The sequence below is a fragment of the Pseudomonas sp. JH-2 genome (assembly GCF_036231725.1).
Lineage (GTDB): Bacteria > Pseudomonadota > Gammaproteobacteria > Pseudomonadales > Pseudomonadaceae > Pseudomonas > Pseudomonas delhiensis.
In genome coordinates this window covers 62,703-86,151 of the sequence record NZ_JAZAQP010000020.1, presented here as the reverse complement: position 1 = coordinate 86,151, position 23,449 = coordinate 62,703, and the positions used below count along the sequence as shown (strand labels likewise).

The 23,449-nt window shown below is 70.3% G+C and carries 23 protein-coding genes; 13 read left to right on the top strand and 10 right to left on the bottom strand.

The genetic code is table 11. The features are described from left to right. The first annotated feature begins 6 nt into the window (after positions 1–6). The 3 genes from VV867_RS15770 to VV867_RS15760 are packed head-to-tail and all read left to right on the top strand — an operon-like array spanning position 7 to position 3,110. On the top strand, positions 7–777 hold the full coding sequence (locus tag VV867_RS15770) for a 3-hydroxyacyl-CoA dehydrogenase (RefSeq protein ID WP_328566930.1): 771 nt from the start codon (positions 7–9) through the stop codon (positions 775–777). A 13-nt stretch (positions 778–790) separates the two neighbouring features. Further along, positions 791–1,972 (top strand): acetyl-CoA C-acyltransferase, encoded by a 1,182-nt coding sequence (locus tag VV867_RS15765; protein ID WP_328566929.1) that lies wholly within the window; start codon positions 791–793, stop codon positions 1,970–1,972. A gap of 10 nt (positions 1,973–1,982) precedes the next feature. Further along, positions 1,983–3,110, top strand: coding sequence for an acyl-CoA dehydrogenase family protein (locus VV867_RS15760; protein WP_328566928.1), 1,128 nt, complete (start codon positions 1,983–1,985; stop codon positions 3,108–3,110). A gap of 269 nt (positions 3,111–3,379) precedes the next feature. On the opposite strand, the gene VV867_RS15755 is transcribed toward VV867_RS15760, so the two are convergent. Then, positions 3,380–4,336 carry a GlxA family transcriptional regulator gene (locus tag VV867_RS15755; RefSeq protein WP_328566927.1) on the bottom strand — a complete coding sequence of 319 codons (957 nt, stop codon included), beginning with the start codon at positions 4,334–4,336 and terminating at the stop codon, positions 3,380–3,382. A 274-nt stretch (positions 4,337–4,610) separates the two neighbouring features. Here VV867_RS15755 and VV867_RS15750 point away from each other — a divergent pair, with 274 nt between their 5' ends. Further along, entirely contained in the window at positions 4,611–4,859 is a 249-nt protein-coding gene (locus tag VV867_RS15750) for a DUF2790 domain-containing protein (RefSeq protein WP_089393721.1), read from the top strand. Positions 4,860–4,914: 55 nt separating this feature from the next. Here the strand turns inward: VV867_RS15750 and VV867_RS15745 are convergent, their stop codons facing one another. Further along, the gene (locus VV867_RS15745; protein ID WP_109936738.1) at positions 4,915–5,841 is read right to left on the bottom strand and encodes a LysR family transcriptional regulator; all 927 of its coding nucleotides are present in this window, start codon (positions 5,839–5,841) and stop codon (positions 4,915–4,917) included. Between the two features lie 125 nt (positions 5,842–5,966). Between VV867_RS15745 and VV867_RS15740 the strand changes: the two genes are divergently transcribed. The 4 genes from VV867_RS15740 (at position 5,967) to VV867_RS15725 (ending at position 10,221) form a co-directional block, all read left to right on the top strand. Next, a complete protein-coding gene (locus tag VV867_RS15740; protein ID WP_089393719.1) occupies positions 5,967–6,665 on the top strand; it encodes a CoA transferase subunit A in 699 nt (232 codons plus the stop codon). 26 nt (positions 6,666–6,691) lie between these two features. Next, a complete protein-coding gene (locus tag VV867_RS15735) occupies positions 6,692–7,348 on the top strand; it encodes a CoA transferase subunit B (RefSeq protein ID WP_109936737.1) in 657 nt (218 codons plus the stop codon). A 168-nt stretch (positions 7,349–7,516) separates the two neighbouring features. Continuing rightward, on the top strand, positions 7,517–8,698 hold the full coding sequence (locus VV867_RS15730; protein ID WP_328566926.1) for an acetyl-CoA C-acetyltransferase: 1,182 nt from the start codon (positions 7,517–7,519) through the stop codon (positions 8,696–8,698). 98 nt (positions 8,699–8,796) lie between these two features. Then, positions 8,797–10,221, top strand: coding sequence for a short-chain fatty acid transporter (locus tag VV867_RS15725; protein WP_109936735.1), 1,425 nt, complete (start codon positions 8,797–8,799; stop codon positions 10,219–10,221). Positions 10,222–10,825: 604 nt separating this feature from the next. Here the strand turns inward: VV867_RS15725 and VV867_RS15720 are convergent. Further along, positions 10,826–12,034 (bottom strand): NAD(P)/FAD-dependent oxidoreductase, encoded by a 1,209-nt coding sequence (locus VV867_RS15720; RefSeq protein ID WP_275630315.1) that lies wholly within the window; start codon positions 12,032–12,034, stop codon positions 10,826–10,828. A 193-nt stretch (positions 12,035–12,227) separates the two neighbouring features. On the opposite strand from VV867_RS15720, the gene VV867_RS15715 reads away from it, so the two are divergent. Further along, positions 12,228–13,016: an SDR family NAD(P)-dependent oxidoreductase gene (locus VV867_RS15715; RefSeq protein WP_109934842.1), complete on the top strand. Its 789-nt coding sequence runs from the start codon at positions 12,228–12,230 to the stop codon at positions 13,014–13,016. Between the two features lie 19 nt (positions 13,017–13,035). On the opposite strand, the gene pdxR is transcribed toward VV867_RS15715, so the two are convergent. Beyond that, positions 13,036–14,469 carry a MocR-like pyridoxine biosynthesis transcription factor PdxR gene (pdxR, locus tag VV867_RS15710; RefSeq protein WP_109934841.1) on the bottom strand — a complete coding sequence of 478 codons (1,434 nt, stop codon included), beginning with the start codon at positions 14,467–14,469 and terminating at the stop codon, positions 13,036–13,038. A 153-nt stretch (positions 14,470–14,622) separates the two neighbouring features. Here pdxR and VV867_RS15705 point away from each other — a divergent pair, with 153 nt between their 5' ends. After that, positions 14,623–15,063 (top strand): carboxymuconolactone decarboxylase family protein, encoded by a 441-nt coding sequence (locus VV867_RS15705; RefSeq protein WP_043314895.1) that lies wholly within the window; start codon positions 14,623–14,625, stop codon positions 15,061–15,063. Here VV867_RS15705 and VV867_RS15700 read toward each other — a convergent pair. Beyond that, on the bottom strand, positions 15,060–15,227 hold the full coding sequence (locus VV867_RS15700; RefSeq protein WP_275630314.1) for a hypothetical protein: 168 nt from the start codon (positions 15,225–15,227) through the stop codon (positions 15,060–15,062). The two genes, VV867_RS15705 and VV867_RS15700, sit on opposite strands and share 4 nt — an antisense overlap. Before the next feature lie 201 nt (positions 15,228–15,428). Continuing rightward, entirely contained in the window at positions 15,429–15,857 is a 429-nt protein-coding gene (locus tag VV867_RS15695) for an organic hydroperoxide resistance protein (RefSeq protein WP_089393710.1), read from the bottom strand. Positions 15,858–15,994: 137 nt separating this feature from the next. On the opposite strand from VV867_RS15695, the gene VV867_RS15690 reads away from it, so the two are divergent. Beyond that, on the top strand, positions 15,995–16,582 hold the full coding sequence (locus VV867_RS15690; RefSeq protein WP_328566925.1) for a CGNR zinc finger domain-containing protein: 588 nt from the start codon (positions 15,995–15,997) through the stop codon (positions 16,580–16,582). Between the two features lie 3 nt (positions 16,583–16,585). On the opposite strand, the gene VV867_RS15685 is transcribed toward VV867_RS15690, so the two are convergent. Together VV867_RS15685 and VV867_RS15680 are read right to left on the bottom strand one after the other, a co-directional pair. Continuing rightward, entirely contained in the window at positions 16,586–17,734 is a 1,149-nt protein-coding gene (locus VV867_RS15685; protein WP_328566924.1) for a YbfB/YjiJ family MFS transporter, read from the bottom strand. Beyond that, on the bottom strand, positions 17,731–18,609 hold the full coding sequence (locus VV867_RS15680) for a LysR family transcriptional regulator (RefSeq protein WP_328566923.1): 879 nt from the start codon (positions 18,607–18,609) through the stop codon (positions 17,731–17,733). Before VV867_RS15680 ends, VV867_RS15685 begins: the two co-directional genes overlap by 4 nt. A gap of 89 nt (positions 18,610–18,698) precedes the next feature. On the opposite strand from VV867_RS15680, the gene VV867_RS15675 reads away from it, so the two are divergent. Continuing rightward, entirely contained in the window at positions 18,699–19,745 is a 1,047-nt protein-coding gene (locus VV867_RS15675) for an NAD(P)H-dependent flavin oxidoreductase (protein WP_328566922.1), read from the top strand. 204 nt (positions 19,746–19,949) lie between these two features. On the opposite strand, the gene VV867_RS15670 is transcribed toward VV867_RS15675, so the two are convergent. After that, positions 19,950–20,837: a DMT family transporter gene (locus VV867_RS15670; protein ID WP_328566921.1), complete on the bottom strand. Its 888-nt coding sequence runs from the start codon at positions 20,835–20,837 to the stop codon at positions 19,950–19,952. Positions 20,838–20,931: 94 nt separating this feature from the next. Between VV867_RS15670 and VV867_RS15665 the strand changes: the two genes are divergently transcribed. Further along, complete coding sequence (locus tag VV867_RS15665) at positions 20,932–21,723, top strand: AraC family transcriptional regulator (protein ID WP_109934835.1); 792 nt, start codon at positions 20,932–20,934, stop codon at positions 21,721–21,723. 368 nt (positions 21,724–22,091) lie between these two features. Here the strand turns inward: VV867_RS15665 and VV867_RS15660 are convergent, their stop codons facing one another. After that, entirely contained in the window at positions 22,092–23,438 is a 1,347-nt protein-coding gene (locus VV867_RS15660) for an aryl-sulfate sulfotransferase (protein ID WP_109934834.1), read from the bottom strand. Between the last annotated feature and the right edge of the window lie 11 nt (positions 23,439–23,449).

Sequence of the window (23,449 nt, the reverse complement as noted above, 5' to 3'; positions counted from 1 at the left end):
GATTCCATGCACATCCAGGACAAGGTATTCCTCATCACCGGCGGCGGCTCCGGGCTCGGCGCGGCCACCGCGAAGACCCTGGTGGAGTCCGGCGGCCGCGTGCTGCTGGCCGACGTCAACGCCGATGCCGCGGCCGCGCGCGTCGAGGAGCTGGGCTCGGCCAACGCGCGCTTCATCCGCACCGACGTGACCAGCGAGGCCGACGGCCGCGCCGCCGTGGAGGCCGCCCTGGCCAACTTCGGCGCGCTGCACGGGCTGGCCAACTGCGCCGGCATCGCGCCCGCCGAGAAAGTCCTCGGGCGCAACGGCCCGCACGGCCTGGACAGCTTCGCCCGTGCCGTCAACATCAACCTGGTCGGCAGCTTCAACATGCTGCGCCTGGCCGCCGAGGCCATGGCCCGCAATGAACCTGATGCCGGCGGCGAGCGCGGCGTCATCATCAACACCGCCTCGGTGGCGGCCTTCGACGGGCAGATCGGCCAGGCCGCCTACGCGGCGTCCAAGGCCGGGGTGGTCGGCATGACCCTGCCGGTGGCCCGCGAACTGGCGCGCCACGGCATCCGCGTGATGACCATCGCCCCCGGCATCTTCGAGACGCCGATGATGGCCGGCATGCCCCAGGAAGTCCGCGATTCCCTCGGCGCCAGCGTGCCGTTCCCGCCACGCCTGGGCCGCCCCGACGAGTTCGCCGCGCTGGTGCGGCACATCGTCGAGAACAGCATGCTCAACGGCGAAGTGATCCGCCTCGACGGCGCCATCCGCATGGCCGCCAAGTGACAGGAGTACAGAAATGAACGATCCCATCGTCATCGTCAGCGCCGTCCGCACCCCCATGGGCGGCTTCCTCGGCGACTTCAAGGACACCAGCGCCGCCACCCTCGGCGCCGCCGCCGTGCGCGCCGCCATCGAGCGCGCGAAGCTGGGCGCCGACCAGGTCGACGAGGCCATCCTCGGCTGCGTGCTCTCCGCCGGCCAGGGCCAGGCCCCGGCGCGCCAGGCGGTGCTGGGCGCCGGCCTGGACCGCGGCACGCCGTGCACCACCATCAATAAAATGTGCGGCTCGGGCATGAAGGCCGTGATGCAGGGCCACGACGCGCTGCTGGCCGGCAGCGCCAGCGTGGTGCTGGCCGGCGGCATGGAAAGCATGTCCAACGCCCCCTACCTGCTGGAGCGTGCCCGCAGCGGCTACCGCATGGGCCACGGCAAGGTGCTCGACCACATGTTCCTCGACGGCCTCGAGGACGCCTACGACAAGGGCCGGCTGATGGGCACCTTCGCCGAGGACTGCGCGCAGAGCTACGGCTTCACCCGCGAGCAGCAGGACGAGTACGCCATCGCCTCGCTGACCCGCGCCCAGCAGGCCATGCGCGACGGGCGCTTCGCCGCCGAGATCGTCCCGCTGACGGTCAAGGCCGGCAAGGAAACCCGCGAGGTCAGCCAGGACGAACAGCCGCCGAAGGCCCGCCCGGACAAGATCCCGACGCTGAAGCCGGCGTTCCGCGAGGGCGGCACCGTCACCGCGGCCAACTCCAGCTCCATCTCCGACGGCGCCGCGGCACTGGTGCTGATGCGCCTGTCCGAGGCCGAGAAGCGTGGCCTGGCCCCGTTGGCGGCGATCCGCGGGCACTCGTCCTACGCCGCCGCGCCGAACCTGTTCCCCACCGCGCCGGTGGGCGCCATCCAGCGCCTGCTGCAGCGCAGCGGCTGGGGCCTGGGCGAGGTGGACCTGTTCGAGGTCAACGAAGCCTTCGCCGTGGTGGCCATGGCCGCCATGCGCGAGCTGGACATTCCCTACGCCAAGCTCAACGTCCACGGCGGCGCCTGCGCCCTGGGCCACCCCATCGGCGCCTCGGCGGCGCGCATTTTGGTGACGCTGCTCTCGGCGCTGCAGCAGTACGACCTGAAGCGCGGCATCGCCTCGGTGTGCATCGGCGGCGGCGAGGCCACCGCCATCGCGGTCGAGCGCCTGTAAGGAGCCCAGCATGATTCCCAGCGAAGAAGAACTGCAGATCCGCGACGTCGCCCGCCAGTTCGCCCAGGAGCGGCTGAAACCCTTCGCCGCCGAGTGGGACCGCGAGCACCGCTTCCCCGCCGAGGCGCTGAAGGAAATGGCCGACCTCGGCTTCCTCGGCATGCTGGTGGCGGAAGAATGGGGCGGCGCCCAGACCGGGCACCTGGCCTACGCCATGGCCCTGGAGGAAATCGCCGCCGGCGACGGCGCCTGCTCCACCATCATGAGCGTGCACAACTCGGTGGGCTGCATGCCCATCGCCAAGTTCGGCAGCGAGGAGCAGAAGCGCCAGTTCCTGATGCCCCTGGCCCGTGGCGAGATGATCGGCGCCTTCGCCCTCACCGAGCCCCAGGCCGGCTCCGACGCCAGCTTCCTGAAGACCCGCGCGCGCCGCGACGGCGACCACTACGTGCTGAACGGCAGCAAGCAGTTCATCACCTCCGGCAGCCACGCCGGGCTGGTGATCGTCTTTGCGGTGACCGACGCGGCGGCGGGCAAGAAGGGCATCAGCGCCTTCATCGTGCCCACCGACACCCCCGGCTACCGCGTGGTGCGGGTGGAGGACAAGCTCGGCCAGCATGCCTCGGACACCTGCCAGATCGCCTTCGACGACCTGCGCATCCCGGCCGCCTACCGGCTGGGCGAGGAAGGGCAGGGCTACGCCATCGCCCTGGCCAACCTGGAGGGCGGGCGCATCGGCATCGCCAGCCAGGCGGTGGGCATGGCCCGCGCCGCCTTCGAGTGCGCCCGTGACTACGCCCACGAGCGGCAGACCTTCGGCAAGCCGATCATCGAGCACCAGGCGGTGGCCTTCCGCTTGAGCGACATGGCCACCGAGATAGCCGTGGCGCGGCAGATGGTCCACCACGCCGCCAGCCTGCGCGAAGCCGGCCTGCCGTGCCTGACCGAGGCCTCCATGGCCAAGCTGTTCGCCTCGGAAATGGCCGAGCGGGTGTGCTCGGCGGCGATCCAGACCCTCGGCGGCTACGGCTACCTGCAGGACTTCCCGGTGGAGCGCATTTACCGGGATGTGCGGGTTTGCCAGATCTACGAGGGCACCAGTGATGTGCAGCGGTTGGTGATTGCCCGGAGTTTGTAAAGAGCGCTTGTAGGAGCGAGCTTGCTCGCGAATGGTGATAGCCCCGAAGAGCGCCCTCTCCCTAACCCTCTCCCTGAAGGGAGAGGGGACCGTTGGGCAGGGTCGGATGTCATGGCGTTAGCCGGCAACCGCGGTGATATCAGGCTGAAACCATCACTTCTCTCGGCACGGACAAGCCCCCTCTCCCTTCAGGGAGAGGGCTGGGGAGAGGGAAAGGAGCCAAGCCAAGGCACCCACACTACCGGCGAGCACCCATCGCAAAACACCCCCTACACCCGAAACCGCCCCCGATACTCCGTCGGCGTCACCCCCAGCTTCTGCACGAACACCAGCCGCATCCGCGCCGCGCTGCCGAAGCCGCAGCGCCAGGCCACCACCTTCAGCGGCAACCCGCTGCCTTCCAGCAGCCCCCGCGCCGCATCCAACCGAGCGCGCTGGACGAACTCCGCCGGGGTGATGCCGGCCTCGCGGACGAACGCCCGGGCGAAGGTGCGCTCACTCATGGTCGCCACCGCCGCCAGCTCCGCTACCGACAGCGCGTCCGTGAGGTGGGCCTGCACGTGGCGCTGCACGCGGGCGATGGGCGAGTCGTCGGCGGCCGGCGCCTGCAGGTAGGGGCTGAACTGCGACTGCCCGCCCTGGCGCTGGGCCACCACCAGCAGGCGCTTGGCCACGCTCAGCGCCACCGCCGGGCCGTGGTCCTCGGCCACCAGCGCCAGGGCCAGGTCGATGCCCGCGGTGACGCCGGCGGAGGTCACCAGCGCGCCGTCGCGCACGTGGATGCTGTCGGGCTCCACCCGTGCCCGGGGGAACAGCCGGGCAAGGCGCGCCGCATCGCTCCAGTGGGTGGTGGCGCGCTTGCCGTCCAGCAGGCCGGCGTGGCCGAGCAGGAAGGCGCCGGTGCAGATCGAACCGTAGCGCGGCGTCTCGGCGCAGGCCCGGCGCAGCCAGGCGAGGAGGGCGGTGGACGGTTCTTCCTCGGGCAATTGCGGGCCGCCGGGTACCAGCAGGATGTCGAAGCCGCCGACGGCGCTGTCCAGCTCGTGCTGCGCGCCCAGCAACTGGCCGTTGGAGGCGGGGATGGGAAAGGCGTGCTCGGCCAGTGTCAGCACCTGGTAGCCGCTGCCCGGCACCACGTAGGCGTTGGTTTCGGCGAAGACATCCAGCGGGCCGGCGACGTCCAGCGCCTGCACGCCGGGGAACAGCAGCATGGCCACGCGCTTCATGGGGCACTCCTGGCGACGAACGGACTTGCCATTGTGGCCGCGTGGCGGATTGGCTGCAAAGCGCCAATGCGAGCGAATCCTGCCATTGGTGCCGCGCTTTATGCCCATCCGGTGGCCCGATACGCGGCCAGCGCGACTTGGCAAGCCCCTATTGTTACGGGTTGCGCACTAATCCCTTGTCGGATTGCCTCTGTGTCCGGAACGGCCGTTCAACTAAATTTGTATACACGGCAAGGCCAAATGGCCAGCACGCCGGAAACCGGAGAATCCCACCATGAAACGCACCCTGTTCAGCCTGTTCGCCATCCCCCTGATGGGCGCCGCCCTGGCCGCCAACGCCGCCGACGCCGCGCCCGTGGTCTACCAGTACGGCATGAAGCTCGACGTGGCCAAGGTGATCAGCATCGAGCAAGCCAACGACCGTTGCGAAGTCGCCCCGGCGAAGATGACCTACGCCGACTCCAAGGGCCAGGTCCACGTGCTCGAGTACCTGCGCCAGACCGAGATGTGCAGCGACATCTGACGATGCCAGCGCAACGGGCGGTGTCCCTGCGCCGCCCGCGCCGCGCGCCCCTTGCTCAATCCGCTTTCCCTTCCCCGTACCCTTCCTGCTGCAACCTCGGCCAGTCGGCTATCTGCAAGAGCACGTCGCTCAGCGCCTGGGCGGCGCTGGAAAGCTTGTGCTCGGCCAGGCTGAACAGGCCCACGCGCCTTTCCACCGTGGGCTCGTAGAGGTCCACGCAGCGCGCCCCCAGTTCCTCCATCTGCTGCACGCACAGGCGCGGCACCGCGCTCACCCCCAGGCCCTGGGCGACCATGCGCCCCACCGTGACCAGCTGGTGGCTCTCGAAGGCCACCGCCAGCCTGCCGTGGCTGGCCGCCACGCTGTCTTCCAGCAACAGGCGCACCGCCGAGGGCCGCTGCAGGGTGATGAACGGCTGCTGCAGCAACTGCGTCCAGGTCAGCCGGCGTAGCCCGGCCAGCGGCGAGCCGGCCGGCAGCACGGCGACGAAGCGGTCGCTGTAGAAGGCCTGGAAGCTCAGGCCGTCGAGGCTGTCCGGTTCGAAGGCGATGCCCAGCTCGACGCGGCGGTTGCGCACCATCTCCAGCACCTGTTCGTTGATCACGTCGTGCACCGCCACGTTGACCTTCGGGTAGCGCTGGCGGAAGGCCATGAGCGCCCCCGGCAGCAGGTTGCCGGCGAAGGAGGGCATGGCGGCGATGGAGACCTTGCCCAGCTGCAGGGTGAAGTGCTGGCGCAGCAGTTCCTCGGCGTTGTCCCAGTCGGCCAGCAGGCGCCGGGCGATGGGCAGCAGGGTCTCGCCCTCGGGGGTGAGGGCGACGCTGCGGGTGGTGCGCACCAGCAACTGCCCGCCGAGGGATTCCTCCAGGTTCTTGATCGCCAGGCTCAGCGCCGGTTGCGACAGGTGCAGGCGCTCGCCGGCCTGGGCAAAGCTCAGGCTCTGCGCCACGGCGAGGAAGGCGCGCAGTTGCTTGACGGTCATTGATAAGCAAAGCCGAATAATCGATTGGAAAAACAAACTTAACAAATCAGTTCCCAGCGGTGAAGCTGCAGACGCTCTCCGACCGGCCGGTCGGAAACCCTAACTACAAGAGAGGCAGCAGCGACATGGCAGGACTCGACAAGCGGGTTGGCAGTTACGCGGAGGCCCTGGCCGGGCTCACCGACGGCATGACGGTACTGGCGGGCGGCTTCGGCCTGTGCGGCATTCCCGAGAACCTCATCGCGCAGATCCGCCGCCTGGGCGTGAAGGGCCTGACGGTGGTGTCGAACAACTGCGGCGTCGACGGCTTCGGCCTCGGCGTGCTGCTGGAAGACCGGCAGATCCGCAAGATGATCGCCTCCTACGTGGGCGAGAACGAACTCTTCGAGCGCCAGCTGCTGTCCGGCGAGCTGGAAGTGGAACTCACCCCGCAAGGCACCCTGGCCGAGAAACTGCGCGCCGGCGGCGCCGGCATCCCGGCCTTCTTCACCGCCACCGGCTACGGCACCCCGGTCGCCGAGGGCAAGGAAGTCCGCGAGTTCAACGGCCGGCCGCACATCCTGGAACAGGCCATCACCGGCGACTTCGCCATCGTCAAGGGCTGGAAGGCCGACCACTACGGCAACGTCATCTACCGCCACACCGCGCAGAACTTCAACCCGGTGGTGGCCACCGCGGGGCGCATCACCGTGGTCGAGGTGGAGGAGATCGTCGAACCGGGCGAACTGGACCCGAGCCAGATCCACACCCCCGGCATCTACGTCGACCGCATCATCCAGGGAACCTTCGAGAAGCGCATCGAGAAGCGCACCGTGCGTTCCTGAGCCCACCGGACAAGAGAGACAAGACCATGGCACTGACCCGCGAACAGATGGCCCAGCGCGTCGCGCGCGAACTCAAGGACGGCTACTACGTCAACCTCGGCATCGGCATCCCGACCCTGGTGGCCAACTACGTGCCCGAGGGCATGGAAGTGATGCTGCAGTCGGAGAACGGCCTGCTCGGCATGGGCGCCTTCCCCACCGAGGAAACCCTCGACGCCGACATGATCAACGCCGGCAAGCAGACCGTGACCGCCGTGAAGGGCGCGTCGATCTTCTCCTCCGCCGAGTCCTTCGCGATGATCCGCGGCGGCCACGTCGACCTCACCGTGCTCGGCGCCTTCGAGGTGGACGTGCAGGGCAACATCGCCTCCTGGATGATCCCCGGCAAGCTGGTGAAGGGCATGGGCGGGGCCATGGACCTAGTGGCCGGCGCCGACAACATCATCGTCACCATGACCCACGCCTCCAAGGACGGCGAGTCCAAGCTGCTGGACCGCTGCAGCCTGCCGCTGACCGGCGCCGGCTGCATCCGCAAGGTGCTCACCGACCTGGCCTACCTGGAGATCGAGGACGGCGCCTTCGTCCTGCGCGAGACCGCGCCGGGGGTGAGCGTCGAGGAGATCGCCGAGAAGACCGCCGGGCGCCTGATCGTGCCGGACGACGTGAAAGAGATGACCTTCTGATCCAACGCTTCAAGAGCACCCTCTCCCTAACCCTCTCCCGCAAGCGGGAGAGGGGACTGGTTCGGAGTCGGGATGAGCACATGAGTCATCCTGGCACGGACAGCTCCCTCTCCCTTCAGGGAGAGGGCGGGGGGAGAGGGCAGCCCAAGCCACCGGAGTGAGCCAATCATGCAAGACGTAGTGATAGTCGCCGCCACCCGTACCGCCATCGGCAGCTTCCAGGGCAGCCTGGCGAACATCCCCGCCCACGAGCTGGGCGCCATCGTCATCCGCGAGCTGCTGCAGCGCAGCGGCGTCAAGCCCGAGCAGGTGGACGAGGTCATCCTCGGCCAGGTGCTCACCGCCGGCGCCGGGCAGAACCCGGCGCGCCAGGCCGCCATCGCCGCCGGGCTGCCCCACGAGGTGCCCGCGCTGACGCTGAACAAGGTCTGCGGCTCCGGCCTCAAGGCCCTGCACCTGGCGGCCCAGGCCATCCGCTGCGGCGACGCCGAGGTGGTCATCGCCGGCGGCCAGGAGAACATGAGCCTGTCGCCCTACGTGCTGCCCAAGGCCCGCACCGGCCTGCGCATGGGCCATGCGCAACTGGTCGACAGCATGATCGTCGACGGCCTGTGGGACGCCTTCAACGACTACCACATGGGTATCACCGCCGAGAACCTGGCGGACAAGTACGGCATCGGCCGCGAGGCGCAGGACGCCTTCGCCGCCGCCTCGCAGCAGAAGGCCGTGGCCGCCATCGAGGCCGGGCGCTTCCGTGACGAGATCGTCCCGGTGAGCATCCCGCAGCGCAAGGGCGAGGCGCTGACCTTCGACACCGACGAGCAGCCGCGCGCCGGCACCACCGCCGAGGCCCTGGCCAAGCTCAAGCCGGCGTTCAGGAAGGACGGCAGCGTCACCGCCGGCAACGCCTCCAGCCTCAACGACGGCGCCGCCGCCGTGCTGCTGATGAGCGCCGCCAAGGCCAAGGCGCTGGGCCTGCCGGTGCTGGCGCGCATCGCTGCCTACGCCAGCGCCGGCGTCGACCCGGCGATCATGGGCATCGGCCCGGTCTCCGCCACCCGCCGTTGCCTGGACAAGGCCGGCTGGCAGTTGGGCGAGCTGGACCTGATCGAGGCCAACGAGGCCTTCGCCGCCCAGGCCCTGGCGGTGGGCCAGGAGCTGGGCTGGGACGCCGCCAAGGTCAACGTCAATGGCGGCGCCATCGCCCTGGGCCACCCCATCGGTGCCTCGGGCTGCCGCGTGCTGGTCAGCCTGCTGCACGAAATGCTCCGCCGCGATGCGAAGAAGGGCCTCGCCACCCTCTGCATCGGCGGTGGCCAGGGCGTGGCCCTGGCCCTGGTCCGCGACTGACCGAGCCCCGCGTGCCTGCGTGACGGACGCCCCGGACGAACTCCGGGGCGTTCGGCGTTACAAAGAAAAATAACTCCAATAAATCGAGGTAGGAAAAAATGAACGCGAAACTGCAACTGCAGGAAAGCCGTTCCGCGCGCTTCGCCATGGCCTGCTCGGCCTGGGCCGAGCGCTGGTTCCCCGACTCCTGGGTGTTCGCCACCCTGGCGGTGCTGATCGTGGCCGTGGCCACCCTGGCCATGGGCGCGGCCCCCGGCGAGACCGCCAAGGCCTTCGGCGACGGCTTCTGGAGCCTGATCCCCTTCACCATGCAGATGGCCTTCGTGGTCATCGGCGGCTACGTGGTGGCCAGCTCCGGCCCGGCCTCGCGGCTGATCGCGCTGCTGGCGCGGGTGCCGAAGAACGGCCGCTCGGCGGTGGCCTGGGTGGCCGTGGTGTCGATGCTCGCCTCGCTGCTCAACTGGGGCCTGAGCCTGGTCTTCGGCGGCCTGCTGGTGCGCGCCCTGGCCCGCCGCACGGACCTGAAGATGGACTACCGCGCCGCCGGCGCCGCCGCCTACCTGGGCCTGGGCGCCGTCTGGGCGCTGGGCCTGTCGTCTTCCGCCGCGCAGCTGCAGGCCAACCCCGGCAGCCTGCCGCCGTCGATCCTCGCCATCACCGGGGTGATCCCCTTCACCGAGACCATCTTCCTCTGGCAGTCCGGCCTGATGCTGCTGGCGCTGGTGGTGGTGTCCGTGGTGATCGCCTACATGACCGCGCCGAGCGAGTCCAACGCCCGTGACGCCCAGGACTGCGGCGTCGACGTCAGCTTCACCCCGCCGCAGATGAGCAAGCCCAGCCGCCCCGGCGAATGGCTGGAGCACAGCCCGCTGCTGATCCTGCTGCTGGTGGCCCTGGCGGCCGGCTGGCTGTTCCACGAGTTCGCCACCAAGCCGGCGATCCTCGCCATTTCCGGACTGAACACCTACAACCTGCTGTTCCTGATGGTCGGCGCGCTGCTGCACTGGCGTCCGCGCAACTTCCTCGACGCCGTGGCCCGCGCGGTGCCGACCACCACCGGGGTGCTGATCCAGTTCCCGCTGTACGGCTCCATCGCCGCCATCATGACCACGGTGAAAGGCGCCGACGGCGCCACGGTGGCGCACCACATCTCGACCTTCTTCGTGCAGATCGCCTCCCACGACACCTACGCGCTGCTGATGGGCGTGTACTCCGCGGTGCTGGGCTTCTTCATCCCCTCCGGCGGCGGCAAGTGGATCATCGAGGCGCCCTACGTGATGCAGGTGGCCACCGAGCTGAACTACCACCTGGGCTGGGCGGTGCAGATCTACAACGCCGCCGAGGCGCTGCCGAACCTGATCAACCCCTTCTACATGCTGCCGCTGCTCGGCGTGCTGGGCCTGAAGGCCCGCGACCTGATCGGCTTCTCCTTCGTCCAGCTGCTGGTGCACATCCCCCTGGTGCTGTTCCTGCTCTGGGCGCTGGGGACCACCCTGCAGTACCTGCCGCCGGTCATGCCGTAACCACGCAGACAGCCGCCGCTGGCAGAGGCCCGGGCACCTTGCGGTGCCCGGGCCTTTTTCATGGGTGCGGTTTACGAGACGCCCCGATGGAGTGGCGTGGTGGTCCCGGCAATCGCGGACAGAGTCCGCTCCTACAAGGTGGAGGAGGAACACCGTCGTAGGATGGGTTGAGCGATACCCATCACCATGGCCGCATGGGTTTCGCCAAGGCTCAACCCATCCTACGAAGAGCCCTCGGCGCAGCCTGCGAGACAGTTGCGCCCGAGCGTAGGGCGAATAACCGTTCGCGGTTATCCGCCGTTGGCCCGGGCACCGTTGCGACGGCCAACCTGTAGGAGCGGGCCCTGCCCGCGATTCGCGCGCAGGGCGCGCTCCTACAGGGAATGGTGTGGGGGGGGGCGGCGTAGGAGCGGATCTCATCCGCGAATCGCGCCGGAACCTCCCGCTATCGCGGACAAGGTCCTACGCTGTTTTCTGGGTTCCCGTAGGATGGGTGGAGCGAAGCGATACCCATCGCCATGGCCGGAAGCGCAGTCCAGGCCCGACCATGGCGTCGGTGAATGGCATGGGTGTAGCGGCGTATAACCGCGAACGGTCATACGCCCTACGCCACCACCACCCGTTGCGGGTCGGCGGCTTCCAGGGCGGCCTTGCGGCTGGGCTGGGGCGGGTAGATCCATTCGGTGTTGATCCGGCGCTTGAGGGCCTTGGCCTCGGCGCCCTGCAGCTTGACCTGGCGTTCCCAGCCCTCGGTGTAGACCGCGCCCCAGGGACCCAGGTCGAGGCAGGTGACGTAGACCGGCTGGCTGTAGGCCTGGGTGGGCAGGCCGAGCAGGTCGGCGGCGACGTTGTGGCCGGCGCTGCGGCCCATGTTCATCGCGTGCTGGCAGGACATCAGGGCGTGGTTGCCCTGGTCGTCGACCTGGGCCAGGGCCACGTCGCCGGCGGCGAACACGCCGTCCGCGCCCTTGACCCGCAGGTCGCGCTCCACGTGCAGGCGGCCCAGGGCGTCGCGTTCGCCGGGGACCTGCTCGGTCAGCGGGCTGGCGCGCATGCCGGCGGTCCAGATCACCGTCCTGGCCTCGATGCGCTCGCCGGTGGCGGTGGTCAGGCCGTTGGCATCGATGGCCTCGACCGCGGCGCCGAGGAAGCGCACCACGCCCAGTTCGTCCAGGGCCTGCTCGATCACCGGGCGCGGGCCGGGGCCCAGATCGGGGCCGACCACGTGGCTGCGCTCGACCATCACCACGCGCACCTCGGCGTCGTCGCCGAGCACGCGGCGTACCCGCGCGGGCAGCTCGCAGGCGATCTCGATGCCGGTGAAGCCGCCGCCGGCCACCACCACGGTGTTGCGCGCGTCGCTCGGCGGCAGGTCGGCCAGGCGCGCCAGGTGCACGTCCAGGGCGCTGGCCTCGTCGGTCTGGTCGATGCTGAAGGCGTGCTCGGCCAGGCCCGCAATGGCCGGGCGGAACAGGCGGCTGCCGGTGGTCAGCACCAGGCGGTCGTAGGCGAGGGTGAAGCGTTCGCCGTGGGCGTCGACGGCCTCGACGCTGCGGTCGCCGGTGTGGATGCGCTCGACGCTGCCCTGCAGGTAGCGCACCCCGGCGGCCTCGAACAGCGGCAGCAGCGGCGTGGTCATGCCGGCCGGCGCCGCCTCGTGCAGGCGCGGGCGCAGGTGCAGCACGGGCTCGGGGGAAATCAGCGCGATTTCCACTTCGGCGCTGCGGCCGTGCTGGTCGAGGACGCGGGCGGCGGCCAGCGCGGCCCACATGCCGGCGAAGCCGGAACCGATGACGAGGATGCGTTGTTGCATGGCGGGACTCCAGGGAAGGGAAAGGATTTCGTGAAGCGGATACTAGGCGGCGGCCAGGCAGGGGATAACGGACAATCCGCGGTAAAACCGGCAGTCCAATCCGCCCCGTCGCTTGGACGCGGCCGCCGGTTGCGCCTAGGCTGCTGGGTCCGGTCCTTTCCTCCGTCTCGAGAATCCGTTCGGGAGCAGCACCATGAACTTCAACCTGCAAGACAAGCTCGCCCTGGTCAGCGGCTCCACCCGCGGCATCGGTTTCGCCATCGTCCAGGGCCTGGCCCGCGAGGGCGCGCGGGTCATCCTCAACGGCCGCACCCAGGCCTCCGTGGACGACGCCCTGGCCAGGCTGCGCGAGCGGCAGCCCGACGCCCGCGTCGAAGGCTTCGCCGGCGACCTGTCGCAACCTGCCGCCATCGCCGAACTGGTGGGCCGCTATCCGCAGGTGGACGTGCTGGTGAACAACCTGGGCATCTTCGATCCCAAGCCCTTCGCGGAAATCCCCGACGCGGACTGGGAGCGCTTCCTGCAGGTCAACCTGCTGTCCGGCGTGCGCCTGAGCCGCGCCTACCTGCCGGGCATGAAGCAGCGCAACTGGGGGCGGGTGGTGTTCATCAGCAGCGAGAGCGGCGTGCAGATCCCGGTGGAGATGATCCACTACGGCGTCACCAAGACCGCCCAGCTCGGCCTGTCCCGCGGCCTGGCCGAGGACTGCGCGGGCACCGGGGTGACGGTCAACGCGGTGCTGCCGGGGCCGACCCATTCCGAGGGTGTCGACGAGTTCGTCGGCAAGCTGTCCGGTGGCAAGCCCTTCGCCGAGTTCGAGGCGGAGTTCTTCCGCAGCGCGCGGCCCAGTTCGCTGCTCAAACGCTTCACCACGCCCGAGGAGGTGGCCAACCTGGTGGTCTACGTCTGCTCCGAGGCGTCCTCGGCCACCAACGGCGCGGCCCTGCGCGCCGACGGCGGGGTGGTGCGCTCGGCCTTCTGAGGCGCGCGGCTGCGTGGCTTCAGGCGATCTGCCGGAGCAGGTCGCGCAGCTTGTCCAGCGCCGGGTCGATGTCCAGCGTCTCGATGGCGCCGAAGCCCATCAGCAGGCCTTGGCGCACTTCCTCCCGGTGGTAGAAGCCGTCCAGCGGGTAGATGCCCACTTCCAGCTTGCGCGCCAGCTCCACCAGCAGCGGCAGCTTCACCGGCACCCGGAACAGCAGCGCCAGGTGGAAGCCGGCGTTGGACGGCACCGCCTGCAGCCAGGGCGCCAGGTCGCCCTCGACCCGCGCCAGGATGCGTTCGCGGCGGCTGGCGTAGATGCCGTGGCAGCGGCGGATGTGCTTGAGCAAGCAGCCGTCGCCGATGAACTTCGCCAGCGCCCACTGCGCCAGGGTCGAGCTGTGCCAGTCGTTCAGCTGGCGGGCGCGCAGCAGCGCCGGGCGCAGGCCCGGCGGCACCACCAGGTAGCCCAGGCGCAGCTCCGGCAGCAGCGTCTTGGAGAAGGTCCCGACGTAGGCCACCAGGCCCTGGCGGTCGAGGCTGTGCAGCGTCTCGTGGGGGCGGCCCGCGTAGCGGAACTCGCTGTCGTAGTCGTCCTCGATTATCACCGCGCCCAGCTCGGCGGCGCGCGCCAGCAGGGCCTGGCGGCGCGCCTCGCCCATGGGCATGCCCAGCGGGAACTGGTGCGCCGGGGTGCAGTAGATCAGCTGGGTGCCGTCGGGAATGCGCTCCACGCACAGGCCCTCGGCGTCCACCGGCACGCTGGCGATCTCCGCGCCCTGCATGGCGAACTGCAGGCGCGCCGGCGGGTAGCCGGGGTCCTCCATGGCCACCCGGGTGCCGGGGCGCACCAGCACCCGGGCCAGCAGGTCGAGGGCCTGCTGGGCGCCGTTGCAGACGATGATGTCCTCGTCGCGGCACTGCACGCCACGGCTGTAGGCGATGTGCCGGGCGATGGCGTCGCGCAGGCTGGGCAGGCCCTCGGGTTGCGAGTAGACCGCCCGCGGGCCCTGCATCTGGCGCAGGGCGAAGTGCACGCAGCGGCGCCAGTCCTCGTGGGGGAAGCTGGCGAGGCTGCTGGCTCCGCCGAGGAAATCGGCGCGCAGGGTGGCGCCGGCGTGGGGATGGACGATGCGCGTCTGCAGCGCCTGCCAGGTGTCGATGGCGTCCTGGGCGGCGTAGCGGATGGCCTGCGGGCGCCGCTCGTGGCGCGGCGCCCGGGCGTTGACGAAGGTGCCGCTGCCGACGCGGCCGACCAGCAGGCCCTCGTAGGTGAGCTGGGCGTAGATGTCCGACACCGTCTTGCGCGACAGGCCCAACTGCTCGGCCAGCAGGCGGCTGGGCGGCAGCCGCGCGCCGGCGGCCAGGCGCCCGCTGTCGATGGCCTCGCGCAGCTGCGCGTAGAGTTGCCCGCCAAGGTCCTTCTGGCCCTGGATGACGATGTGCAACTCCATGAATGCCTCTCCGCGCCCGCTCTGTATTGGCGCAAGAGTAGCCAGCGGCTGGCGTGGGTGCGAAGTTGCGTAGGTGTTTTTCGTCCGATTGGCCACCCTGGCGCAGCCACGCGCCCGGCAGAATGGCCTTCATCCACTTCCGAGGAATCCGCCATGGAACCACGCCTGGACTACTACACGGCCTCGCCGGAGGCGCTCAAGGCGATCCTGGCGCTGGAGGCGGCGACCTTTGACCTGTCCATCGAGAAGCCCTTGCTGGAGCTGGTCAAGGTGCGCGTCTCGCAGGTCAACAACTGCGCGTTCTGCGCCGACATGCACGCCCTGGAGGCGCGGCGCAGCGGCGAGTCGGAGCGGCGCCTGTACGCGGTGGCGGTGTGGCGCGACTCGCCCTTCTTCACTGAGCGCGAGCGGGCCGCGCTGGCCTGGTGCGAGTCGGTGACGCTGCTGTCGCAGTCCAACGTGCCCGACGAGGTCTACCAGCAACTGCGCAGCCAGTTCGACGAGCGCGAGGCGGTGGACCTGACCGTGGCCATTTCCGCCATCAACTGCTGGAACCGCCTGGCGGTGAGCTTCCGCCAGTTGCCGGCGCTCTAGCGCCGCCGGGGTTGCCGCGGCAGGCTGCCGGGCAGGGCGTAGTAGCGGGCCCGCGCGGCCGGGCTGGCGCGCCAGCGGCGTTCGGCGGCGAGGTCGTCGGCCCAGCGGTCCAGGTCCTTTTCGGCGGGGTGCGGGAAGAGCCGGTGCAGCAGTCGGGCGAACATGGCGGGTTACCTCTGTAACTCTCTAAGCGTGTTTATACGGTTACTAAAGGTTGTATTCTGTGCTCACCTTGTAACCTGTCAATAACTACTTAAGGAGTTACACGGCCGTTCGTCCGGACAGGCGCAGCCCGGCATCCGGGATAGGCCTTGGCAGGGAAGGGGGAAGGGCGGCTGCGGCGGGCGCCGCAGCCGGGGCGGGGCTCAGTCGAGGATGGTCAGGGTGACGTCGATGTTGCCGCGGGTGGCGTTGGAGTAGGGGCAGACGATGTGCGCGCGGTCCACCAGGGTCTGCGCCTGGTCGCGCGGCAGGCCGGGCAGGGAGATGCGCAGTTCCACCTCGATGGCGAAGCCGGTGGGCACCGGGCCGATGCCGACCACGCCTTCGATGGACGGGTCCTTGGGTATCGCCAGCTTGTCGCGGGCGGCGACGAACTTCATGGCGCCGAGGAAGCACGCCGAGTAGCCGGCGGCGAACAGCTGCTCCGGGTTGGTGCCGCGCTCGCCGTTGCCGCCCAGTTCCTTGGGCGTGGTCAGCTCCACGTCGAGCACGCCGTCGGAGGAAATGGCGCGGCCCTCGCGGCCACCGGTGGCTTCGGCGTAGGCGCGGTACAGCACGTTGTCGATGGACATGGCAGGGCTCCTGATCAGGGAAGGGGACTGAACAGTCTTGGCCAGGCTGGCGCGGCCCGCCAGTCGCCCGATGCTGTAACTTGAAAACGCCTGGACGAGGGTTACCATGGGCTTCGACACCCGACCCCGGAGCGAGCATGCGCGAAACCACCCCCCAACCGCCCTACATCCTCGCCGACCACCCGGTGCTGGACCTGCTCAACAGCCTGAGCCGCGCCGATGCCGCGGCCCTGTCGGTCTCCGACGCCTGGCACAGCGACGCCGATGTGCAGCACTGGCTGCGCCTGGTGGGCCTGCCGGCGGAGGGCGCGGAATTCGCCGAGGGTGAGCTGCTGGCCGCCGCCATCGAGCTGCGCGAGACCCTGCGCGAGCTGGTGGGCAAGCGCAAGCGTGGCGAGCCGGCCGACCCGGCGCGCTTCAATGCCTTCCTGTGCAAGGTCGCCAGCTATCCGCAGTTGGATTGGGACGGGCAGGGCGCGCACCTGCGCCACCAGGCCGTGAAGCCCGGCGCCGAATGGCTGCTGGCGCCGCTGGCGGAGCAGGGCGCGCAGTTGCTTGCCGAAGGGGATTTCGAGCTGGTCCGCGTGTGCGAGCACCCGGACTGCACCCTGTGGTTCTATGACCGCACCAAGTCGCACCGCCGGCGCTGGTGCAGCATGGCCCTGTGCGGCAACCGCCACAAGGTCGCCGAGCACCGCAAGCGCCAGCGCCAGGGCGACGCCTGAGGCTCAGCGCGGGCAGCTTGCGGCGGCCCGCGCCGGCTGCCAGGTGCAGGCCGCCCCCAGCAGCAGGGCGGCGCCGGCCGCCAGCAGCGCCGGGCTGAAGCTGCCGTCCAGGTGGTAGAGCGCGCTGGAGGCCAGCGGCCCGACGATCTGCCCCACGCCGTATACCGCGGTCATGGCCGCCAGCATGTTGAAGCGCACCTTCGCCGCCGCCAGGCGCGCGGCGGGCAGGGCGATGGTCGGCGTGCCCATGAAGGTGCCGCCCACCAGCAGGGCGCTGGCCAGGTAGGCCGGGGCGCTGTGCTGCAGCACCGGCAGGATCACCCCCAGCGCCTGGACCAGCAGGTTCGCCGCCAGCGCCCGGCGCGTGCCCAGGCGCAGGTGCAGCCAGTGCCAGAAGAAGCACGACGGCGCCGCCGCCAGGCCGAACACCGCCCAGGCCTGTAGCGGCGACAGCGCGCCGCCGCGCATCAGCAGCGGCAGGTAGGTGGCGGTGATGATGTAGCCGAAGCCGGCCAGGCCGTAGATCAGCAGCAGGCTCGCCGCCGGCATGGGCGCGAACGCCGGTGCCTGCGCCGGGGCGTGGAGCGTGCCGGCGGCCGCCGGGCGGCCCAGCGCCGGCCAGGCCAGCAGGGCGAGGACGGCCCCGGCGCCGGCCAGCAGCAGCCAGATCGCCGGGCTGCCCAGGCCCGCGCCATGGCCGCCGGCGATCAGCTCGGCGGACAGCAGGATGCCCACGCCCACGCCGGAGAACATCAGCGGCGCGCCGCGGTGCTGCTGCATCACGTGCAGCAGCCACACCGAGGCGCCCACCAGGGCCACGGCGCTGAGCACCCCGGCCAGCAGGCGCACGCCGATGGCGAACCAGGCCGGCGCCGGCACGGCCATGGCCGCCAGCCCCAGCAGGGTGCCCAGCAGCGCGACCCGGCACAGTAGCGGCGCCAGGCGTTCCGGGCTGCGCGCCAGGGCCAGCGCGCCGAGCAGGTAGCCGGCGTAGTTGGCCGAGGCCGCCAGGGAGCCGCCGTTCACGCTCAGCACGCCTTCGCCGACCATCAGCGGGTAGAGCCCGGTGAAGGCGAAGCGGCCGAAGCCCATGCCGATGGCCAGGATGAGCGCGGCGCTCAGCGCCAGCGCGAGTTCCCTGCGCGAGTTCATGAGGCGGCCTCCAGGCTTTCGCGGAAGCGTGCGAAGGCGCCGGTGGCGTAGCCTTCGCGCCAGACCAGCAGGGTGTCCACGGTCATCAGCGGCAGCAGTTGCACCGCCGGGGGCTCGCGCTGCAGGTCGAGCAGCGAGCGCGGCAGGATGCCGACGCAGGAACCGGCGGCGACGCAGGCGAGGATGGCATGGTAGGAGCCCACCTCCTGCACCTGCACGCGCGGCCCCTCGGCGTTCAGCCAGTCCTCGGCGATCTGCCGGTAGGTGCAGCCGCGGGCGAAGCCGGCCAGGCTGCGCACCTTCACATCGCCGGGCCCGCGCACCGGCGGGTGGCAGCCGGGCAGGGCCAGCAGCAGTTCCTCGCGGAACACCGCCTCGCCCTGCAGGCCGCGCTCCAGGGCCGCCGCGAAGCCGGGTTCGGCGCGCAGGGCATCGGGGTGGGCGATGAGCGCGCAATCCAGGCGCCGCGACAGCACGCCGTCCACCAGCGCCTGGCTGGTGCCGGTGCCGACTTCCAGCTGCACCTGCGGGCAGGCCTTGTGGAAGCTCGCCAGCGGCCCGGGCAGGCGGCTGGCGGCGGTGCTTTCCATGCTGCCCAGGCGCAGGCTGCCGCTGGCCTCCCGCGGGTGCAGCGACTGCCGCGCCTCGGCGGCCAGGGCCAGGAGCTGCCCGGCATAGGCGAGGAAGTCGCGGCCCTGGTCGGTCAGCGCCATGCGCTTGCCGTCGCGCAGGAACAGCGCCACGCCCAGGTCTTCCTCCAGCTGGCGGATGCGCGTGGTGACGTTCGATTGCACCCGCTGCAGGCGCGCGGCGGCGCGGGTCACGCTCTGCTCCTCGGCGACGCAGCGGAAGATTTCCAGGCTGGAAAGGTCCATCGGTGATCTCTGCTTGAGAATGTATTGCGCAGAATATTCTCTGTATGAGATTTTAAGTCAACCATCGATCACCCCAAGAGATCATCGCCATGTCCCTTCGCGAACTGCTCGGCGTCGACCACCCCATCATCCAGGCGCCCATGGTCGGCGTTTCCACCCCGGCGCTGGCCGCCGCGGTGTCCAACGCCGGCGCCCTGGGCTCCATCGGCCTGGGCGCCAGCACCCCGGCCCAGGCCCGCGAGCTGATCGCCCAGGTCCGCGCGCTGAGCAGCAAGCCGGTGAACTACAACTTCTTCTGCCATCGCCCGGGCCGCGCCGATGCCGCCCGCGAGGCGGCCTGGCTGGAACACCTGCGGCCGCTGTTCGAGGAGCTGGGCGGCGAGCCGCCGGCGGCGCTGCGGGAGATCTACCGCAGCTTCGTCGACGACCCGCAGATGCTGGAGGTGCTGCTGGAAGAGCGCCCGGCGGTGGTCAGCTTCCACTTCGGCCTGCCCGGACAGGGCTGGATCGACCGGCTGAAGGCCGCCGGCATCGTCCTGCTGGGCTGCGCCACCCACCTGGCGGAGGCCCGCGCCATCGAGGCCGCAGGGCTACATGCGGTGGTCGCCCAGGGCTACGAGGCGGGTGGCCACCGCGGCATCTTCGACCGCGAGCACGATGACCGCATCGGCTCCCTGGCGCTGGTCGGCAGCCTGGTGCCGGCGCTGGAGATCCCGGTGATCGCCGCCGGCGGCATCATGGACGGCCGCGGCATCCGCGCCGCCTTCGAACTGGGGGCCCAGGCGGTGCAGATGGGCACGGCCTTCGTCGCCTGCCCGGAGTCCTCGGCCAACGCCGCCTACCGTGCGGCGCTGCGCAGCGAGCGGGCCTGGCGCACCGAAGTCACGGCAGCGATTTCCGGGCGCCCGGCGCGCGGCCTGCCCAACCGCCTGTTCAGCGACCTGCAGCGCGCCGATGCCCCGGCGCTGCCGGACTACCCCATGGTCTACGACGCCACCAAGGCGCTGGTCGCCGCGGCCCAGGCCGCGGGCAACGGCGACTTCGCCGTGCAATGGGCCGGCCAGGGCGCGCCCCTGGCCCGCGAGCTGCCGGCGGCGGAACTGGTGGCCACGTTGGTGTCGGAGGCCGACCTGTAGGAGCGAGCTTGCTCGCGAACAGATTCCGCAGCGGGGCTGGTTCGCGAGCAAGCTCGCTCCTACGAAGAGCACCCCGCGCAAGATAGTTGTCCCTACTCCGAACCCTCGTGTAGGAGCGCGCCCTGCGCGCGAAATCGCGGGCAGGGCCCGCTCCTACAGGTTTCCGGGAGGCACCTGTAGGAGCGGATTCATCCGCGATAGGCCTCAGTCGGCAGCCAGACCCGCCGCCGGCCGAGGCCGCCAACGTTCGGCAAGAAGCACCCCGGCCAGGGTCAGGGCGCCGCCGTACAGGTGGTGCACGCCCAGGCGCTCGTCGAGGATCACCGCGGCGATGGCCGCGGTCACCAGCGGCAGCAGGTTGAAGAACAGCGCCATGCGGTTCGGCCCCATCTCCTGCACGCCGCGCATCCACGCCAGGGGCGCGACTATGGAGGCCAGCAGGCCGGCGTAGGCCACCAGCGGCAGGTTGCCGGCGTCCAGGCCGTGGTGCGGCGAGAGCAGGTACATCGGCAGCATCGCCAGCACCGCCACCAGCACCTGCAGGTACAGCAGCTGCAGCCCCGGCAGGCGCACCTGCCATTTCTTCAGCAGCACGCCGTACAGGCCGTAGGCGAGGGTGGCCACCAGCATCATGCCGTCGCCCAGGCCGATGCCCTGGTGCAGCAGGCTGCCCAGTTCGCCATGGGCGATCACCAGCAGCACGCCCAGCAGCGACAGCAGCGAGCCGAGCACGCCGCCGGCATTGAGCCGCTGGCCGAGCAGGGCGCTGGCCAGGCCCATGGACATCAGCGGCATCAGCGCGAGGATGATGCCCATGTTGGTGGCGCTGGTCAGCGCCGCGGCGTAGTAGGCCAGGCTCTGGTACACGGCCATGCCCAGCAGGCCCAGCGCGACGATCTTCGGCAGCAGCGGCGCTATCTCGGCGCGCCGCGCCAGCAGCGGGCGCAGCACGAAGGGCGTGAGCAGCACGGCCACCACCAGCCAGCGGAAGAAGCCGATCTCGGCCGGGGCGATGCGGCCCACGGCGAGCTTGTTGACCACGGTGTTGCCGGCCCATACGAGCACGGCGAAGAGCGGGAAGAAATAAGTCATTGCAGCGGACATCTCTGAAGGACGGGCGCCATTGTCCCGCCGTCCGGATTGGCGCTTATACTTCGTTCCGGACAACTCGCCGCGCCATCCGGACATGCCCACGAAGAAATACATCCCCCTGCCGCTGCCGGACCACCAGGCCCTGCCGGCGCCCTTGTACTTCCGCTACGACGAGTTCGGCGCCGACACCCATTCGGCGCCCCACAGCCACCCCTGGGGCCAGCTCAACTACGCCTCCCACGGGGTGATGCAGCTGGACGTCGGCGGCCAGCGCTTCCTCTCGCCGCCGCAGTACGCGGTGTGGGTGCCGCCGGGCGTGGAGCACGGCTGCTACAACCGCGAGGCCATCGTCTACCGCTCGCTGTACGTCAGCGCCGAGCTGGCCCGCCAACTGCCGGCCTCGCCCTGCACGCTGCAGATCGGCGACATCCTCAAGGCCATCCTCAACGACTTCGCCGCGCGCGGGGTGAACATCCCCGAGAGCGCGGCCGACCGGCGCCTGGCCCAGGTGGTGCTGGACCAGCTGAAGGCCTCGCCCTGCCGCGAGGACTACCTGCCGTTCGCCCAGAGCGCACAACTGGGCGAGCTGCTCGCCGCGCTGCAGGCCGAGCCCGGCGACAACCGCGCCCTGGCCGACTGGGCCAGGCAGGTGCACAGCACCGAGCGCACCCTGGCGCGCATGTGCCAGCGCGAGCTGGGCATGAGCTTCGGCGAATGGCGCCAGCGCCTGCGCTTCCTCGCCGCTATCGAGGCGCTGGAAGCCGGGCGCGGGGTGCAGGAGATCGCCTTCGACCTGGGCTACAGCAGCGCCTCGGCGTTCATCGCCATGTTCCGCCGCCAGGCCGGCACCACGCCGGAGCAGTACCGCCTGGCGAGCCGGGGGTGAAGGCGCCAGATCGCGGACGGAGTCCTCCTACGGCTCCAGGAGGCACGGTCGTAGGAGCGGACTCCGGCCGCGATTGGATTCACCGGCCACGCCGGACGCCCCGGTGGCACGGCCGACGGCGGATAACCGCGAACGGTTATTCGCCCTACGAGTTTGCCGGCTGATGAGGGGACCGTCCGGTGCGATGCGAAACCACGAAGCTCCCGGGCTCCCCGTAGGGCGCATAACGCCTACGGCGTTATCCGCCGAATCGCGGACGGAGTCCGCTCCTACGGTTCCAGGATGCACGGATGCAGGAGCGGACTCCGTCCGCGATGCCCCCCGGCCGCGCCGATCCTCAGGCATCGCGACAGGGCTCCCGCCGCGGCTCAGCGCGCCGCGGTGACGGCCGGCGCGCCCGGCACCGCGGCCTGCACTGCCTTTTCCTCGCGCGGCGTGCCTTCGGGCACCCAGCTGTAGTCCACCGGCAAGGCGCGGTACACCCAGTTGCTGATGGCGTCGCCCAGCGGCGCCTTGCCGAAGTAGGGGCTGACGTATTCCCAGACGATCTCGCCCGCCGAGGTGACCTGGAAGAAGCGGCCGTTCTGCCCCTCGTCGATCAGCGTGTTGCCGTTGGGCAGGCGCCGGGCGCTGCTGATGAACGAGCTGAAGAAGGCCCAGCCCGGCTGCTTCGAGCTTTCCGCGGTGTACTGCCAGACGATCTGGTTCTTCAGCGGGTCGATCTCCAGCACCCGCGAGCCGGAGATCACCCCGCGCTGCACCGAGGGGTAGCCGGCGTCGCCCTGGTTGTCGAACACCAGCAGGTTGCCGGCGCCCGGCAGGCCCTCGGGGATGAGGTGGGCGTCGTGCTGGCCGCTGATCTGGTCCACCGGGCGCGGCAGCTTCTGCGCGTTGCGCGGGTCGATCGGCGGCAGGTTCGGGCCCAGGCGCCAGGCCACCTTGCCGCTGGCCTTGTCGATGATGGCGATGAAGTTGGCGTTGCGCGAATCGAACAGCAGGTTGTCCGGGGCGAAGCGCTTGTCGCCGGCGGCGTACCAGCGGTTCGGGCCCAGCGGCGCGAGGTTGTTGATGTGCAGGTAGTCGGGGTTCTTGGTGCCGTGCACCAGCTTGAGCTGCTCGGCGCTGAAGCCGAACTCGTGCAGGTGCTCGGAGGCGGTCCAGCTCCAGGCCACCTTGCCTTGCGGGGTGACCTCGTAGATCACGTCGTCGATCACCTCCGGCACCTCGAAGCCCTTCACCGCGTGCACGCGGTTGGCCAGCACCAGGGTGTTGCCGTTGGCCAGCCGGCGCAGGTCGTGGTGCTGGCGGGCGGCGCCGCCGGGGGCCTGGTCGCCCCATTGCCAGACGGTCTTGCCGGCCCAGTCCAGCTCGCCCACGGCCTGGTTGCGCAGGCCGTTGCCGGCCGAGGAGAGCTTGCCCGGGTCGGCCAGGTCGGCGGTCTGCAGCAGCACGTGGCCGCGTTCGCCATTGGCGAGTTTCGGGTCGAGGATGGCCGAGGGGAAGCCGGGGCGGTCCCAGCGCTTCACCTCGTTGCCGTTCATGTCGATCAGGTGCGTCCGGTTGTCGGCGCCGCTGAAGATCACGTACTGGTTGAAGGCTTTCTGCGGGTCGTAGCGCGTCACCCCGGTGGGGAACACGCTGGGGGCGGCGCTGACGGCGGTGGCCAGCAGCGAGGCGGAGAAGGCGAGCAGGGCGGTGGCGCGGGTGTGCTTCATGGCAGTGCTCC